The organism is Candidatus Polarisedimenticolaceae bacterium (genome assembly GCA_036275915.1).
Classification (GTDB): domain Bacteria; phylum Acidobacteriota; class Polarisedimenticolia; order Polarisedimenticolales; family DASRJG01; genus DASRJG01.
This window is the reverse complement of record DASUCV010000014.1, coordinates 101,380-117,500: the sequence shown is the minus strand read 5'-3', so window position 1 is coordinate 117,500 and position 16,121 is coordinate 101,380. Positions and strand designations below refer to the sequence as shown.

Here is a 16,121-nt window from a genome sequence, read left to right as displayed (position 1 = left end):
CGAGCAAACCCGAGTTCGGGAAGTCGAAGAGGGACGTCACGTTCGGATCGCTCTGCCCGTTGTCGTTCCGGAAGAGCCCTTCGTAGTTCCCGTAGAGGTGCGAGAACCGCATGTTGCCGTAGAAGAGCCAGTGGTCGCTGAAGCGCTTGTTCAGGATCGCTTCCAACGCGTAGTACTTCCGCACGGCCTTCGGGAAGCCGGCCGGAGTGTTCTCACCGGGATTCGCCAACACGTACTGCGCGAACGGCGCAGACGGATACGTTGGGAACGGAAGCCGGTTGATACCGCCCGGTCCGACCGCTCCGAGGTAGTACTGGATGTAGTAGTTCTCGGTCGCTTCGACGGTGTTGAACTGCGTGTCTTCGAGAGCGCGACCTTCCTCGCGGTAGATGCCGCGGATCTCGTACGACACGTCGCGTCCGAGCTCCTGCTGCCAGCCGAGGACGTACTCGTCGGTGAACGGAAGCTTCGTCCCCGGCTGCACGCTGGTCTGGCCGCCGCGGATTCCGCCACCGTTGGTCTGCGATCCCGGCGTGGGACCGGACAGCGGATCCCAAGCGTTGAAGATCGTCGTGCCCAGATCCGCCTCGTTCGAGAGCGCGCGGATCGCGAGATCGTTCGGGACGCGCTCGTAGTAACGGGCGGCGTTCACGTAGAGCTTGCTCCTGCCGTCACCCGTCGCATCCCACGTGAGCCCGACGCGAGGAGCGATCGCCCAATCGAACGTGTACTGGCCTGCGATCGCCGGAGCCGTTGAGGACTCAGGCGTGCGAAGGCCGTCGTCGTAGTAGAAGGTGAGCGAGTAATCGCCCGAGCCCTTGATCTTCTGCTGGCTGGCGCGCACGCCGGCCTTCAGCGTCCAGTTCTGCGCGAACGTGAACGTATCTTGGACGAACAGCGCCATGTCGTCCGTTTGAGTTGGCCCCGGATCGGGGCTATACCGTCCGCGAGTCGCACGGAAGCTGATGGCGCCCGTAGACGCGTTCTGACGTGCCGACGCGGTGACGCCGCCGCGCGTATCGAGGAGCACGTAGCACGGCGTTACCGTCGAACCGTCATCGGCGCAAGGAGTCGTCAACGCGGCCGCACCGCCGCCGTTTCTTCCGAAGCGGATCGGGATGTCGGGACCCGTGTAGTCCTGGGCGTCCGTGTAGCGAATCATGTCGTACGACGCGCCGCCCTTCAGCTCGTTGTTGCCCGCTACCCAGGTGAGGAGGACCTTCGCCTGGTTGTTGATGTCCTTCTGATTCGAGATGAAGCCGACGCCGCCGACGTTCCAGGTGGCGGCGTTGTCCCTCGACTGACCCGGAGTGCAGAACGCCGGGCTGAGGAAGCAGCGGAGCTGCCGCTGATCGGTGTAGCGCGAGGCATCCAGCTCGGAAGTTTCCTCGAACTTGCCGTCGTGACGACCCACCTGCGCCTGCATGAAGAACGTCGGCGTGAACACCGCGTCGTACTTCAGCGAGTAGTTGTTGCCGCCGTAGTTGATCGACGAGAGGCCGCCGCCCGTCGTGAAGATGTCGATGTTCTTCAGCGCCGATGCGCCGTTTGCGGCGCTCGGAAGGCGCTGCGGACCCTGATCGCCCGTCGAGGGATCGCCGAACGCGGTCAGTTCGAGCCGGTGATTCGGATTCGCATACCAGGTGAGCTTGCCGGCGTAGTTGTTCGAGGTCCGCTGCTGGGTCTGGATCCCGATGGACGCCGGATACGTCGACGGCGGGTCGTACTGCGTGAGCGCGGGATTGCCGTTGCTGATGGTGGTCGGCAGCGAGATTCCCTGGACCGTCGCCGAGGACTTCGTCAAAACCGGGTTGTACGCCACGAAGTAGAACAGCTTGTCCTTGACGATCGGACCGCCGACCGACAGGCCCAGGTCGTACTGCGCGCTGTCATTCCAGCTTCCCTTGTTGTTGTTGGTGGCGCCCACGAAGAGATCCGCTTGCGCGAATTGGTCGGTGTAACCCGAGCCATAGAACGACACCGCGCCCGAGAGATCGTTCGTGCCCGTCTTCACGACGGTGTTGACGACACCGCCGGTCGCCTGTCCGTATTCGGCGTCGATGCCTCCGGTCTTGACCTGCACTTCCTCGAGGAAGTCGTAGGTCACGCCGGTGCCGAGCGAGCCGTACACGATGTTGTAGGAACCGATACCGCCGTAGCCGGTGTTCGTGATGTTCACACCGTCGACGATGTAGGAGTTCTCGAGTCCCGACGACCCGGAAATCGCGTAGTTGCCGGCGCCTGTTCCGAGTCCGCTGGCAACGCCCGGCGCGAGCGTGAGCGTCGAGGCCAGGTTGCGGCCGACCGGGATCTGGTCGACGAACTTGTCGACCTTGAAGTTGCCTCCCGTCGTCACGGACTTCGTGTCGACGACGGGCGCTTCCGCTGTCACGGTCACCGTTTCCGTTTGTCCGGTGACGAGCGTGACGTCGACGCGCGTACGGGTGTTGATGCTGACCGAGACTTCATCGAGCACGATGGGAGCCTTGCCCTGAGCCTCGGCGCGCACCTTGTAGGTTCCCGGCGGCAGGTTCGAAAGCGTGTAGCGACCCTGCGCGTCCGTGACCACCGCGGCGGGGGCGCGGTTGGCGACCGCGGTCACCGTCGCATCCGCGACCGGATTTCCCGCCTGGTCCCTGACGCGTCCCTCGATGACGCCGGTGGTGGACGTCTGCGCCCACGCGGACAGCGCGAGTAAACACGCTGCCGCCGAGGCGAAGAGCATCCGGATCCATCTAATTTCCATCACACGTCCTCCTGGCCTGGTGAGTGCTGCCCCTCAGGCGACAACGCGGAATATAAAGAAATTGCCTTGGCGTGGTAACAAACCAACGCACCAAAGTTAACTATTTTTACGGTTGACAGTAGCTTCATATCCTTTACCGACAATTCTTCAAAGCAGGTTCAATGCCAGGGACGTTGCCGCAGCCTCTCCTCGCTAAGTCTTTTTGTTTGTGGAACTTATGGCGCGGCTTTGGCCACCGCAGATCGTCCGATGCGGCGAGTTAGATCCAATTCCTTGGATCGTCCCTAATTCCGAATCGTAACAACCCGCGCCGCGCTGGACGCGACCGTTAAAATCCCGGCGAATGACAAAGGATCGCTTACTCACGGCTGTCCTCACGGTCCTCGCCACAAGCTGGGGTGTCCTCGGTTCTGAACCGGCGCCGGTTCATCCCCCGCAGGCACCGATGGAACGAGTAACCGTCAAGCTCGCGCAGGTCGACGTCGTCGTGCGCGACCGCGACGGGAAGTTCGTCAGCGGACTCGGCCCATCGGACTTCAAGGTGCTCGAAGACGGCACGCCGCTCGAGATCGTCGCCGTCGATGAGTGGGGACGGGTGAGCGCGAAGACGTCTTCACCAAAGCTCGCCGCGCCTGCAACGCCGGTCGCAGAGACTGCAGTGGCGGGCGAGCCTGCGCCGGCGCCAGAGCCGGAGCGACGAAGCTTCATGATCGTGTTCGACGCGCTCGGAGACTCGACTGCCCTGCGCATGAACCAGGCGAAGCGCGCTGCGCAGGAATTCGTCCGCACGCGTTTTCGGAGTGGGGACGTCGGCGCGATTTATCAGCTCGACCTCACCACGCGCGCCATGTCCGGCATCACTTCGAATACGGAGGACCTCGCGCGCGCGATCGACAAGGTCGCTTGGATGCCGGCGTCGAGCCTTGCCGACCAGATCAACGAGTCGGTCCTCGCGTACGAGGGAATCGGGAGTCACGACCTCGCCAAGCAACGTCTCACGCAGCAGTCGGCCGGCGTGGCAGGCCAGCTCGATTGGACGCGCGAGCACGTCTACTCGTCGCTTACCGATCTCGCGTCGGTGTTTCAAGGGATGCCCGGCAAGCGAACTCTCGTCTTGGCGTCGCCTGGGTTCGCCATGAACACGACGTCGGACCAGAAGCTGATGACCGGAGGCTTCACGCCGAAGTTCCAATCGCTCATCAGGGCGTTGGCGAACTACGGCGTCACCGTCTATAGCCTCGATCTGGGGTCGGACAACACCAGCGGCGACGCGAGCCAGGCGATCGATTGGCACGTCGCGGTGGGCAAGCTCGGGATGGACGAGAACGTCCTGAGCGATCTCGGATTGGAGCGAACGCTCGGGACGAATAGCGCCACGAGCCGCCGTCAGTTCCTCGGCGTGATCGCCGGCGAGACCGGCGGCAGGATGCTCACCGACACGACGCTCACGAAAGCGTTCGCGGCGATCGACGACGAGTCCACGCACTTCTACCGTATTTCGTGCCGGGTTTCCGTCGCGAGCGGGTCCGATCGTTACCGCGGATTCAAGATCTCCGTCTCCCGCGAGCACTGCACGGTCACCTCCCGGCGCGGCCGATACAGCGACGTCACGCCGTATGAGCAGCAGCCGGCGAACGCCACGGCGGGCAATCAGGTCGATTCGCTCAAGGGGTACCGTCGCCTCGACACCCGCGGAGCCGCAACGCCGCTTCCCGCGGGAGCCGCCGACCGCATTCCTGTGGTCGTCGTGATCGAAGCGATCGGTCCGGTCGAGCTCGCCTCGAGCCCGGAAGGGATCAGCAATCTCGACCTCGACATCCGCATCGTCGCGCGTGTCGCGGACGACGTCGTCGCGCGTTACGAGCGCGGCTTCACCGCCGTCTTGAAGAAGGGGTCCGACGCCGTGAAGAGCGGTTTCCGCGTCGAGGGACGGCTCGCCCTTCCCCCCGGCATCTACGACCTCCAGGGAACGGTGCGACTGGCGACGCCGCCCCAGATCGCTACGTGGACCGCGAGCGTGACGGTCCCGCCCCAGCCGAAGACACCGAGCCCCGCGTTGACGGGCCCGATGATGATCCTCGAGAACGATGCGGCGGTCCCGCTATTGAGCCAACCTGCGGAAACGGCTGCGCCCGATCCCCTCGCGGTGAAGCCGGGCGCTCGCTTCCTTCCTGCCACGGCATCCGATTTCGTCGTCGGGCAGCCGGTGCTCGCCATGTTCTGGATGAGGGGATTCACGTCACCGGAGAACCCATCGGCGGAGTTCGCGGTGACGTTCCTCGATGCGGGCGGGGGCCCGGTGACCGCCCCGTCGACCTTGGTCTATTACGGTCCCTCGTCGAACGGCGAGTTGAGCGCGATCGTCCGGCTCGAGAGCGCGGCGCTCACCCCCGGCACGTACTTCGTCCAGATCTCGGCGAAGGCCCCCGGAGCGCAAGCCCCGGTCACGCGCCGGACCGCTCCGCTGATCTTCCGGTCACGAGGAACACCTCAGGCGGCAGCTACTTCTTCTTCAGCGCCTTGAGGGTCTCCTCGGATTCCTTCGCCAGCTTCCCGTTGGGATCGAGCTCGATGCACTTCTTGAAGGCCGCCACGGCGTCGTCGGTCTTGCCTTTGCGCAACTGCAAATTGCCGAGCAGTCCGTAGGCCATCGAGAGATCCGGATTCGTCGCCTTGCTCTCGGTCACGCGCTTGAACATCTGCTCCGCGTGCTCGAAATCCTTCTTGTTGTAGTACGAGATTCCGACGTTGAGGAGGGCGACGGGATCGTCGGCGCCGACCTGCTTCGCCTCCTCGAGAACCGCCGCCGCCTTGTCCGTCTGACCGACCTTTGCGTACAGCGCCGAGAGCTCGATGTAGGACTCCGGACGCGTCGGTGCGAGGGTCTTCACCTTCTCGAACGACGCGATGGCGTCTTGGTCCTTCTTCTGGTCTCGCTGGACCGCGCCGAGGCTGAGAAGCGCGTCCGTCTGGACCTCAGCCGGCGCGGACGTGTTCTCGAGCTCTTTCTTGAACGCCGTCTCCGCCTCCGGGAGGCGATTCGTCCTCGCGTAGATCTTGCCGATGAGCGTCTGCGTGCCCGCGAACGCCGGCTCGAGCTCCTGCGCTTTCGTGAGGGCGACGAGCGCGGCGTCGTCCTTCTCCATGACCGCATCGCAATAGCCGGCGAGGTAGTACGCGCGTCCGGAGGTGGGATTGTCCGTCGCGAACTTTTCGAGCTGGGGCAGCGCCCCCGCGCAATCGCCCTTCTGCACCTGTTGCGTCAGCATCGTGAGCGCTTGGTCGGGCGTCGCCATCGTCGTGCCGCCGCCGGCGGTTGCGACCTGGGCGGCGTGACCGACGACGAGATCGCAGGTGATCTCCATCCCGTCCTCGATCTTGAGCTGCGGAGGTTGATCGGTCCGAACCTTGCCGTTCTTCGTCCACTCGGGCTCTTTCTTGTCCTTCGTCGTGGCCTTCGCATCCATGCTCACGAGCACGAGCCCCGGTGCCTGGACGTCGATCGTGTACGTGCCGGCTCGGACGATGCCGAAGAGGAACGACGCCTTCTTTCCCTTGGTCACGACCTCGAGGTGGGATCCTTGCTCGGTCGGGTTGAGAACGACCTTCGCGCCGACGACCGGCTGCCCCTGATCGTCCACGACGCTGCCGTACATCTTCGCCTGCTGGGCGAGCGCGGCCGTCGCGGACAGCGACAACGCGAACGCGAGGGTAGCGATCGTTCGATTCAGCGCGATTCTCATCGAGATCCTCCGATGGGTCACTTCAGCCTGTCGCGGATTCTAGTCCGGCGGCGCCCGGCGACGCCATCGCACCACGGGATAGAATCGCTGCATGACGCGACGGCTCCTCGGACGCTCGATCGCCGTCGCTTTCGGCCTCGGGACCGCTCTCCTGCTCGCGCTCGTGTCCGTCCAACACGTCCCGCACGGCAAGGTCGTCCTCGAGGGAACGCGGGTCGTGTCTCACCGGCTCGCCCTTCACGCTCCGTTGGCGCCGCGCCCCTTGCTCGACGACCCGGGGTCCGTCGCCGTCGAGTCGGTTCCGTGGACCACAAGAGAGGGAAGCCGGCTCGAGTTCTCGCTCGAGCTGAGCTACACGCTCGCCGACGCGATCGCGCTGCAGCTCGCCGACGACGCCCGGAGCAAGGGGTGGGTCGATGCCGTCGGAGCCCTGGCGGGACACGTACTCGAGGAAGTCGGACGGCGGACCGACACGGAGACTCTGCTCTCGAGCCGCGAGACGACGGAGGCGCCGCTGCGCGCCGCGCTCGAATCCGCGGGCGTCCATGTGGTGCAGCTTCGTTTTACGAGCCACCTCGGCGACGAACTGGTGCGCCGGACACGCACCGACGAAGCAAGGCGCCTCATGCGACCGGCGGTGGCGCGCATCGTCGTCGTCGGATGGGATGGAGCGGACTGGAACATCGCCCGCCCGTTGATGGCCGCGGGACGGATGCCCAACCTGGCGCGTCTCGTGCGCGACGGCGCGAGCGCCGACCTGCGCTCGTACGATCCGATGTTCTCGCCGCTCATCTGGACGACAGTCGCAACGGGGAAGCCGCCGACGGAACACGGCATCGCCGACTTCCTGGTCCGCGACGCGGGTGGGAAGCAGCGTCGACCGATCACGAGCGACTTTCGCCGCGTGAAGGCGTTGTGGAACATCTTCACGGATTTCCAGCGGTCGTCGACGTGGATCGGCTGGTGGGCGAGCTTCCCCGCCGAGCCTGCGCGGGGGCTCATCGTCAGCGACTATCTCGGCGCCGCCCTGGGCAGCAAATCGCCGGATGAAGCGGTGGCGCTCGCGGGACTCGTGAGCCCGGCGGGAGGCCTCCCCCACCCTGCGGCCGTGCTCGTGACTCCGAGCCAGATCGGTCTCGACGACGTCACACGCATCATTCCCGCCACCCCCGAAGACTATCGCGCCGCGCAGGCCGAGATCGCCGCAAGCCGCGACGCCAAGGGCAAGGACAGCGGGCAGCCTGCGAGTCCGGTGGCGTTCGTCATGCACGTCCTCGCCGTAACGCGCAGCTATCACGGGATTGAGCTCGAGCAGCTACGGGCGGGATCTCCATTCGTGGCGGTGTACTTCGAAGGGATCGACATGATGGGACACGGGTTCCAGCACTACCTGCCTCCCAAGATGACGATCGTCTCCCAGCCCGATTTCGAGCGGTTTCAGAATGCGGTCACCCGCTTCTACGAGTATCAGGACGCTCTGCTCGGAGAGACTCTCGACGCGGCGGGGCGGGAGGCCGTCGTTGTGGTGCTCTCCGACCACGGATTCCGGACCGGCGACGATCGTCCGAACTTCCCGCCGTCGACGAAGGGCCAGCCCGAAGAATGGCACCGCGACTGGGGGATGCTCGCGCTCGCCGGACCGGGGATCCGGGCCGGCAAGATTCCCCCCGCCAGCGTCTACGACGTCACTCCGACGCTTCTCTATCTCAGCGGCTTGCCGCTCGCGAGCGACATGCCCGGACGGCTGTTGACCAACGCCTTCGAGCCTTCGGTCCTGGCGCGGCGCCCCGCCGAGCACCTTCGGAGCTATGAGCTCGTCGGGCCGCGACTCGAGCACGCGACGGCATCGGTCGCGGACCCCGCGGCGATGCACGAGATGCTCGCGAACTTGAAGGCGCTGGGCTACGTCGGCGGCGCCGATGACGAGCCCCAGGCGGCGACGAGCACAACGCCGGCGCCCACAGCACCGGTCGCCTCCGAGACGCAGTACTTCTACCACCGGAACCTCGCCGTCCTCTACATCGACCAAGGCCGGCTCGCCGAAGCGGAATCGGAGCTCCTCGCCGCCAACGAGCGATCGCAGCGGGGCAAGACCTACGAGATGCTCAGTCAGGTCCGCGCCAAGCAGGGCCGCTACGCCGAAGCGATCGCGGGTCTCGAGGAAGGATGGAGGCGTGTCCCGGATCAGATGGATCCGTCGAGCCTCCTGTGGATCGTCGACCTCAATCTCCTCCACGGCGACCTCGATGCGGCCAAGCGCTCGCTCGAGACATGGTCCGCTCGCATGACGCCTGGCGTCCGCGTCGCGGCGCAGGGACGCGTGCTCGAGGCGTCGGGCGACGCCGACGGCGCGCGCCGCGCCTACCGACAGTCGCTCGAGTCCGATCCCTTGACGGTCACGATCGCGCAGCGGCTGAGCCGGCTCGACGCCGCGGCCGGGCAGCCGTTCGACCTCGAGCCTTTTCTTCTCAAAACCGTGGCCGCCCATCCGAAGGTCGACGCCTACTGGGACATGGCCGGGCAGATCTCGATGGGACGCGCGGACTACGCGGACGCGGTGGAGAGGTTCGGAAAGGCGAACGCCTTGCAACCGGACGAGGGTCTCTACATCGGGCACCTTGCATCCGCGCTCGCGGCGAGCGGTCGTCCGGACGACGCACGCCGCGCACTGGCGTGGACGGATCGCGTCGCGCCCAGCGACGCCGAAGCGTGGATGGCCGTCGGGGCGGCATGGGACCGGCTCGGCGACGCCGACCTCGCCGTTCGAGCCTTTCGGGAGGCGCGGAAGCGTGGGCTCCCGGGCCCCGGAGCGGACATCGGGGAAGCGTTGGCGTTGGCGCGCGCCGGCCGGTCGGCAGAAGCAGTGCGCGTTCTGAATGCCGCTGACGCCCGATTCCCTGGAAGCCCGGCTCTCGCCAGCATTCGGGAGCGCCTGAGGCGCTGACGCGCTAGAATGTCGCCGTGTTTCGCCGAAAGGTGGGCGCAAGCCCACCTTTTTTATTTCAAGGGGCACGATGAACGAGACGAAGCGACGCGCGATCGCTCAAGCGGAAGCCGCCGCCCGCGAGACGGCTTCGACGTTGGGCCTCGAGGTCGTCGAGTTCGTATTCCACGATCAAGGGCGGCACTCGCACCTCCGGATCGACCTCGATCGCGCGGGTCCCGAAGGCGTCGGGCTTCGCGATTGCGAGGCCTTCAGCCGCGCCCTCGACGCGCGGATCGACACCCTCCCCGGGCTCGAGCAAGCGTACGAGCTTCAAGTCTCGTCTCCCGGCATCGACCGCCCGATCCGCTCCGACGACGACATCCGGAGGAATACCGGCCGGGCCGTCCGCGCCGAGCTTCGAGATGACGCCGGGCGATTCGAGGAGCTGCACGGCGTTCTCGCGGGCCTCGATGCCGATGGGGCCGTTCGCATCGTCTCCGCGGGCGACGAACGGCGCTTGTCGCGGGCTCACATCGTGTTGATGAAACAGGAAGTTAGCTCCTCGGGTTCGAGGCGCCGCGACCGATGACCGGTGCATGCTATAGTCCCTCGGTCCCAACGGGCATTCGTGAACCTCGGGTGCACCGGTCGTCGGAGGGGTGCGTCCCGAGGTCGCTTCGAAGGGAGTGCGCGATCCATGAGTAGCGAGCTTTATCAAACGATCGAGATGATCGGCCGGGAGAAGGGCATCGACCCGGACGTCATTATTCAGGCGGTCGAAGAGGCCTATGCCGCGGCTTCGCGGAAGTACCTCCGCAGCAAGGAAGACTTCGGCGCACGGTTCGACCGCGAGACCGGCCGCTTCAGCGTCTTCTCGAAGCAGACGGTCGTCACCGAAGACGAGCTCATGGACCCGCACACCGAGATCACCCTCGAGGAGGCGCGCGAGATCCGCGAGGACGCCGAGCTCGGGATGGTCATCGAGACGGCGAAAGAGGCCGTCGACGTCCCGCTCACGCGCATCGCGGCGCAGGCGGCGAAGCAGGTCATCTACCAGAAGGTCAAGGAAGCCGAGCGCGAGATCGTCTGGCGCGAGTACGGCGACCGCATCGGCGAGCTGCTCACCGGCCAGGTGAAGCGCTTCGATCGCGGCGACATGATCCTCGACCTCGGTCGCACGGAAGGGATCATCCCCCGCCGCGAGCAATCGCGAGCGGAGCACTACAACCCGGGCGACCGCGTCCGCGCCGTGCTCGTCAACGTCGAGCGCCTCGGAAAGGGTCCGCAGCTCACCCTTTCACGCGCGAGCGAGCTCCTCGTGAAGAAGCTCTTCGAGATGGAGGTTCCCGAGATCTACGACGGGACCGTCATCATCCAGAGCGTCGCCCGAGACGCGGGCGAGCGCACCAAGATCGCCGTGCGCTCCAAGGATCGCGACGTCGATCCGGTCGGCGCGTGCGTGGGGATGAAAGGGTCCAGGGTGCAGGCGGTCATCCGCGAGCTTCGCGGCGAGAAGATCGACATCGTCCAGTACGACGAAGATCCATCCGGCTACGTTCGCCACGCGTTGAACCCCGCGGTCATCAACCGCGTCTCGGCGCGCGATTACGAAGCCCGCGAGATGGAAGTCATCGTCTCCGAGGACCAGCTCTCGCTCGCGATCGGCAAGCGCGGGCAGAACGTGCGTCTGGCCTCCAAACTCGTCGGCTGGAAGCTCGACATCAAGAGCGAGGCCGAAAAGAAGGCCGAGATCGAGGCCGAGATGGAGCGCATGGCGCAGGCGAGCCGCGAGCTGTCGAGCTTGCCGGGCATCTCGCAGTCCACCGTCGCCCGTCTCCTCGACGCCGGTTTCCGGAGTATCGAGGAGATCTGCCTGGCCTCGCTGGAAGACCTCACTTCGATCGAAGGGATCAGCGAAGACGAAGCGATCGAGATCCACGACGCCGCCGAGCAGGCGCTCGATGCGCGCGACGCCGAGACGCCCGCCGAGGAGTCGCCCGAGGGAGCGGTCGCGGCCGGTGATGCGCCCGCCGAGCAGGGCGACGCGCCCAAGGAGTAAAGCGTGCCGGGTGTCCGTGTCTATCAGCTGGCGAAGGAGCTCAAGGTTCAGAGCGCTCTGATCCTCGAGCTGCTCGACCGTCTCGGAAAGGACGTCCACTCCGACCTGAGCTCGATCGACGAGCCGACCGCCCATCTCGTGCGGGAGCGGCTCACGACCGCGCTCGCGAACGAGAAGAAGCGCCTGCTCGAAGAGCAGGGACCTGCCGTACCCGTCACGGCCGCGGAGCTGCCCGCTCCGGTTGTCGAGGCCGCGGCGGCGGTGCAGGTCGAGGCGCCCCCCGCAGAGGCGCTACCCGAGGCCCCTGCGGCCCCCGTCGAGCCGGTCCCCCAGACGAGCGTTCCCGGGCCGATCGTGGAGACGCCGAGCGAGGCCGAACCGTCGCCCGCTGCCTCCGCTGCCGCCCCTCCTGTCGCGGTTGCGCCGGCCGCCGTCGCGGCGCCGGCCGCTGCTCATCCGCCGGCAACCCCCGGGCCCGGAGATCCCAGGCGCCCGCGCTTGTTCGCGGCGAAACGCCTCGTTCCGAAGCTCGTTCCCACGAAGCCCGTGGCGCGGCCGCCGGTCGGCCGGCCCACGCTCGGACCACCACGGAGCTTCGAGCCGCCCCGCCCGGGAACCGCCCCGCCGCGAACGACGACGCCGCCGCCGTCCGCAACGACGGCGCGGCCTCCCGCTCCCGGCCGGGCAACCTCCTCGGCCGATCGCGAGGCGCGGCGCGCCCGCATCAAGGGCATGGAGGCTCCCCCGCCGCCGTCGAAGCCGAAGCCCGATCTGCCGCCGGTCCCGGCGACGATCCAGCTCTCGGAGGCGGTGACGGTGAAGGAGCTGGCGGAGAAGCTCAACCGCAAGTCGAAGGACGTCATCGCGAAGCTGCTGACGAAGGGCGTCTTCGCGAACATCAATCAGCCGCTCGATCCGCAGATGGCGATCGATCTCGCCAAGGAATTCGGCTCGGACGCGTCGATCGTCACCTTCGAGGACGAGCAGCGCCAGGATGCCCTGCCGGGTATCGAGACCGCGCAGGTTGCTGCTCCCACCTCGGCGCGCCCGCCGGTCGTCACGGTGATGGGGCACGTCGATCACGGGAAGACCTCCCTCCTGGACGCGATCCGAGAGGCCAACGTCGTCAGCAGCGAGCACGGCGGCATCACGCAGCACATCGGCGCGTACCAGGTCGAGGAGCGCGGGCGCAAGATCACGTTCCTCGACACGCCGGGTCACGAGGCGTTCACCCTCATGCGCGCCCGCGGCGCGCGCGTCACCGACATCGTCGTGCTCGTCGTCGCGGCGGACGACGGCGTCAAGCCTCAGACCGTCGAGGCGATCGACCACGCGAAGGCCGCCGGCGTCCCGATCGTCGTCGCGATCAACAAGGTCGACAAGCCGGACGCTCGGCCCGACCGTGTGAAGCAGCAGCTCGCGGACCGCGACCTGCTCGTCGAGGAGTACGGCGGCAAGATCGTCGCCTGCGAGATCTCCGCGAAGAAGCGGCAGGGCATCGAGGAGCTCCTCGAGATGATCCTGCTCGTCGCGGATCTCGCGGATCTCAAGGCCGCTGCCGACAAGCCGGGGACCGGCGTCGTGCTCGAGGCGAAGCTCGATCGCGCCCGCGGCATCGTCGCGACGGTCCTGGTCCAGTCCGGGACGCTGCGCGTCGGCGACCCGTTCATCGCCGGCTCCGCCTTCGGCAAGGTCCGCGCGATGGCCGACGAGCACGGCCGGCGCGTCGACGAGGCCGGCCCCTCGACCCCGGTCGAGGTGATGGGATTCGCGTCCGAGCCGACCGCCGGGGACCTGTTCCAGGGCGTCGCCGACGAATGGAAGGCGAGGCAGATCGCCGCGCTCCGTCAGGAGAAGCAGCGCGTCGCCGCCCTCGCGAAATCGTCCCGCCGCACGCTCGAGAGCCTGTCTCGAGAAATCGCCGAGGGCGAGATCAAGGAGCTGTCGGTCCTCATCAAGGCCGACGTCCAGGGCTCGCTCGAGGCGCTCCAGAAGGCCGTCAGCGAGATCCCCTCGGAGAAGATCCGCGTGGGGATCCTCCGCGCCTCGACCGGCGCGATCAGCCAGGCCGATGTCCTCCTCGCCGCCGCATCGAACGCGATCATCGTCGGCTTCAACGTGCGCCCGGATCGAGCGACGGCGGACCTGGCGCGGAACGAAGAAGTCGAGATCCGGCTCTACAACGTCATCTACGACGTGGTCAACGACATCAAGCAGGCGATGATCGGCCTCTTGGAGCCGACCACGAAGGAGACGGTCCTCGGACAGGCCGAGGTCCGTCAGCTCTTCCGTGTGCCGAAGGCCGGCGTCATCGCCGGCTGCATGGTGACGGACGGGACGGTCAAGCGCAGCGCCGAGGTGCGTCTCATCCGCGACAACGTCGTCATCTACGGCGGCCGCGTGGGTTCGCTCCGCCGGTTCAAGGACGATGTGAGCGAGGTGAAGTCCGGCTTCGAGTGCGGCATCGGGATCGCGAACTTCAACGACCTCAAGGAAGGCGACGTCATCGAGTTCTTCGTGGTGGAGAAGGTCGCCGTCCAGACTCTCTAGCGCGTGACGATCGGGCTCCTGACGGTCGAGATCCACCTCCCGCAGGCGCGGTCGCTGAAAGACAAGCGGCAGGTGCTGCGCAGCGTCAAGGACCGGCTGCGGGCCCATCACAACGTCGCGGTGTCCGAGCTCCCCGCGCATGCCGATCTGTGGCAGCGCGCCGGAGTCGCCGTCGTCACTGTGGGGCCGCGACGGGATCCACTCGACGCGCTCTTCGAGACGATCGTGCGCGAGATCGAAGCGCAGGTGCCTGGCCACCTCGTGGAGACCGGGCGAGACTTCCTCGAAGCGGACGATGGAGCGCTCGCGTGACGCACCGCCGCAACGAACGCGTCGGCGAAGAGATCCGAGCGGTCCTCGCGGAGGCGGTCCGCGAGATCCGCGATCCGCGGGTCGGCTTCGTCACGCTCACCGGCGTCGTTCTCTCGCCCGATCTGAAGCAGGCGAAGGTCTACGTCTCCCGCCTCGGGAGCGCCTCGGAGCGCGACGACGCGGTCGACGCCTTGAACGAAGCGGTCGCGTTCCTCCGCCGTGCCGTATCGACTCGCGCGAAGCTCAGGCACACCCCGTTGCTGCGCTTCTTCTCCGACGCGACGCTCGAGCGCGGGTCCCGCGTCGAGGCGATCCTCCAGGAGCTTCACGCCGACGATCCCGAAGACGAGCCGGACTCCCGGTGATCGACGGCCTCCTGCTCCTCGACAAGCCGGCCGGGCCCACGAGCCACGACGTCGTCGCGGGCGTGCGCGCCGCGCTCGGCGGTGCGCGCGCGGGACACACCGGCACGCTCGATCCCGCGGCGACCGGACTCCTCGCCGTCGTCACCGGGAGAGCGACACGCCTGGCGCGGTACCTCCCCCACGAGCCGAAGACGTACGTCGGACGGCTCGTGCTCGGTGTGACGACGTCGACCGACGACATCACCGGCGTGATCCTGCATCGCCATGAGGGTGAGCTTCCCGCCGACCAGCAGGTGGCGAGGGCCGCGAGCGCGCTCGTCGGAAGGAACGAGCAGGTGCCCCCCGCGGTGTCCGCCAAACGCGTGGGCGGAAAACGTCTGTACAAGCTCGCACGCGCGGGCCGTCCGTCGACGGCGGCTCCGGTTGCCGTGACGATCGACCGGTTTGCGGTAGCGCCCACCGGCGATCCCCGCATCTTCGACTACGAGCTCGCGGCGTCGTCCGGCACGTACGTTCGCGCCGCCGTGCGCGATCTCGGACGGGCCCTCGGGTGCGGTGCGACCGTCGAGACGCTTCGCCGGATCGGCATCGGCGCGTGGGGCGTCGCCGCGGCGCTCCCGTGGCCCGCCGGGCCCGACGACGTGCGCGCCGCGCTGATCGGTCTCGACGAGCTGCCGCTCGTCTGCCCCAGGTTGAATTTGCTCCGGCCCGAGGATGCTCCGCTCTTCGCGGCGGGCACCGCCGTTCCTTACCCTCCCGGCGCGCCCGAGGGGGTCGAGGTCGCCGTCCGCTCGGCGACGGGCAACCTCATCGGGATCGGGGAGGTCTCCGCTGGGCTGCTCCGTCCGAGGGTCGTCCTCGCCGTTGCCCATCCTGAGCCCGTGTGATACGGTCCCGCGGTTCGGGAACCTGTTTTTCAGCCCGAACCATCGATCTGGGCCGCTCGCGTACGTCGACGGTCCGGAGGAGGCAACCGTGGCCGACGTCAGCGCCAAATCCGACCTCATCAAGGACTTCCGGACCCACGACGCCGACACCGGCTCGCCCGAGGTCCAGGTCGCGATCCTCACGCGCCGCATCGAGCACCTCACCGATCACTTCCGCTCGCATGCGAAGGATTACCACTCGCGTCTCGGGCTCATGAAGATGGTCGGCAAGCGGCGCCGCCTGCTCGACTATCTCAAGCGCAAGGATTTTGAACGCTATCAGCGGATCATCGGCCGGCTCGGGATCCGCAAGTAAGGCCGGCCAGCCATGGCGCCCCGTCTCGAGCACGACGATGCGGGCGGGTGCATGAGCGTCCGCCGGGGCCCGGGGCCGATGTTCGCCCCTTCGACGATGACGACAACACAGCCATGAAGAACACCAAGGAACCAAGGGAGTTCCTCCCACCCTCGCTCCGCCCACCCGGTGGGCGGCG

Annotated in this window: 11 protein-coding genes (1 of these 11 running past the window's edge); 9 read left to right on the top strand and 2 right to left on the bottom strand. The window is 67.0% G+C overall.

Annotated elements, in window-relative coordinates; translation table 11 throughout:
• Nucleotides 1-2,746: the 5' portion of a TonB-dependent receptor gene (locus VFV19_12160; protein HEX4825056.1), read on the bottom strand. The gene continues 596 nt to the left of window position 1, outside the view; only the first 2,746 of its 3,342 coding nucleotides appear in the window; it begins with the start codon at nt 2,744-2,746; the stop codon falls past the left edge of the window.
• Nucleotides 2,747-3,191: 445 nt separating this feature from the next.
• Between VFV19_12160 and VFV19_12155 the strand changes: the two genes are divergently transcribed.
• Nucleotides 3,192-5,270 carry a VWA domain-containing protein gene (locus VFV19_12155; protein ID HEX4825055.1) on the top strand — a complete coding sequence of 693 codons (2,079 nt, stop codon included), beginning with the start codon at nt 3,192-3,194 and terminating at the stop codon, nt 5,268-5,270.
• On the opposite strand, the gene VFV19_12150 is transcribed toward VFV19_12155, so the two are convergent.
• Nucleotides 5,248-6,489 carry a tetratricopeptide repeat protein gene (locus VFV19_12150; protein ID HEX4825054.1) on the bottom strand — a complete coding sequence of 414 codons (1,242 nt, stop codon included), beginning with the start codon at nt 6,487-6,489 and terminating at the stop codon, nt 5,248-5,250. The two genes, VFV19_12155 and VFV19_12150, sit on opposite strands and share 23 nt — an antisense overlap.
• 91 nt (nt 6,490-6,580) lie before the next feature.
• On the opposite strand from VFV19_12150, the gene VFV19_12145 reads away from it, so the two are divergent.
• The 8 genes from VFV19_12145 (at nt 6,581) to rpsO (ending at nt 15,943) form a co-directional block, all read left to right on the top strand.
• Entirely contained in the window at nt 6,581-9,433 is a 2,853-nt protein-coding gene (locus VFV19_12145; GenBank protein ID HEX4825053.1) for an alkaline phosphatase family protein, read from the top strand.
• Nucleotides 9,434-9,503: 70 nt separating this feature from the next.
• The gene (locus VFV19_12140) at nt 9,504-10,004 is read left to right on the top strand and encodes a hypothetical protein (GenBank protein ID HEX4825052.1); all 501 of its coding nucleotides are present in this window, start codon (nt 9,504-9,506) and stop codon (nt 10,002-10,004) included.
• Between the two features lie 108 nt (nt 10,005-10,112).
• Entirely contained in the window at nt 10,113-11,474 is a 1,362-nt protein-coding gene (gene nusA / locus VFV19_12135) for a transcription termination factor NusA (GenBank protein ID HEX4825051.1), read from the top strand.
• Nucleotides 11,475-11,477: 3 nt separating this feature from the next.
• Nucleotides 11,478-14,024 (top strand): translation initiation factor IF-2, encoded by a 2,547-nt coding sequence (gene infB, locus VFV19_12130; GenBank protein HEX4825050.1) that lies wholly within the window; start codon nt 11,478-11,480, stop codon nt 14,022-14,024.
• 3 nt (nt 14,025-14,027) lie between these two features.
• Complete coding sequence (locus VFV19_12125; protein HEX4825049.1) at nt 14,028-14,336, top strand: DUF503 domain-containing protein; 309 nt, start codon at nt 14,028-14,030, stop codon at nt 14,334-14,336.
• On the top strand, nt 14,333-14,701 hold the full coding sequence (gene rbfA, locus VFV19_12120) for a 30S ribosome-binding factor RbfA (protein ID HEX4825048.1): 369 nt from the start codon (nt 14,333-14,335) through the stop codon (nt 14,699-14,701). Before VFV19_12125 ends, rbfA begins: the two co-directional genes overlap by 4 nt.
• Nucleotides 14,698-15,588, top strand: a complete 891-nt coding sequence (truB, locus tag VFV19_12115) for a tRNA pseudouridine(55) synthase TruB (GenBank protein HEX4825047.1) — start codon at nt 14,698-14,700, stop codon at nt 15,586-15,588. The genes rbfA and truB overlap by 4 nt, the downstream gene beginning before the upstream one ends.
• 88 nt (nt 15,589-15,676) lie before the next feature.
• Nucleotides 15,677-15,943: a 30S ribosomal protein S15 gene (gene rpsO / locus VFV19_12110; GenBank protein HEX4825046.1), complete on the top strand. Its 267-nt coding sequence runs from the start codon at nt 15,677-15,679 to the stop codon at nt 15,941-15,943.
• Nucleotides 15,944-16,121 lie beyond the last annotated feature (178 nt).

What these genes read in the sequence shown, in the direction of transcription:
- VFV19_12145 (HEX4825053.1), top strand. Translation starts at nt 6,581, where the DNA reads ATGACGCGACGGCTCCTCGGACGCTCGATCGCCGTCGCTTTCGGCCTC.
- VFV19_12155 (HEX4825055.1), top strand. Translation starts at nt 3,192, where the DNA reads ATGGAACGAGTAACCGTCAAGCTCGCGCAGGTCGACGTCGTCGTGCGC.
- VFV19_12150 (HEX4825054.1), bottom strand. Translation starts at nt 6,489, where the DNA reads ATGAGAATCGCGCTGAATCGAACGATCGCTACCCTCGCGTTCGCGTTG.
- VFV19_12140 (HEX4825052.1), top strand. Translation starts at nt 9,504, where the DNA reads ATGAACGAGACGAAGCGACGCGCGATCGCTCAAGCGGAAGCCGCCGCC.
- nusA (HEX4825051.1), top strand. Translation starts at nt 10,113, where the DNA reads ATGAGTAGCGAGCTTTATCAAACGATCGAGATGATCGGCCGGGAGAAG.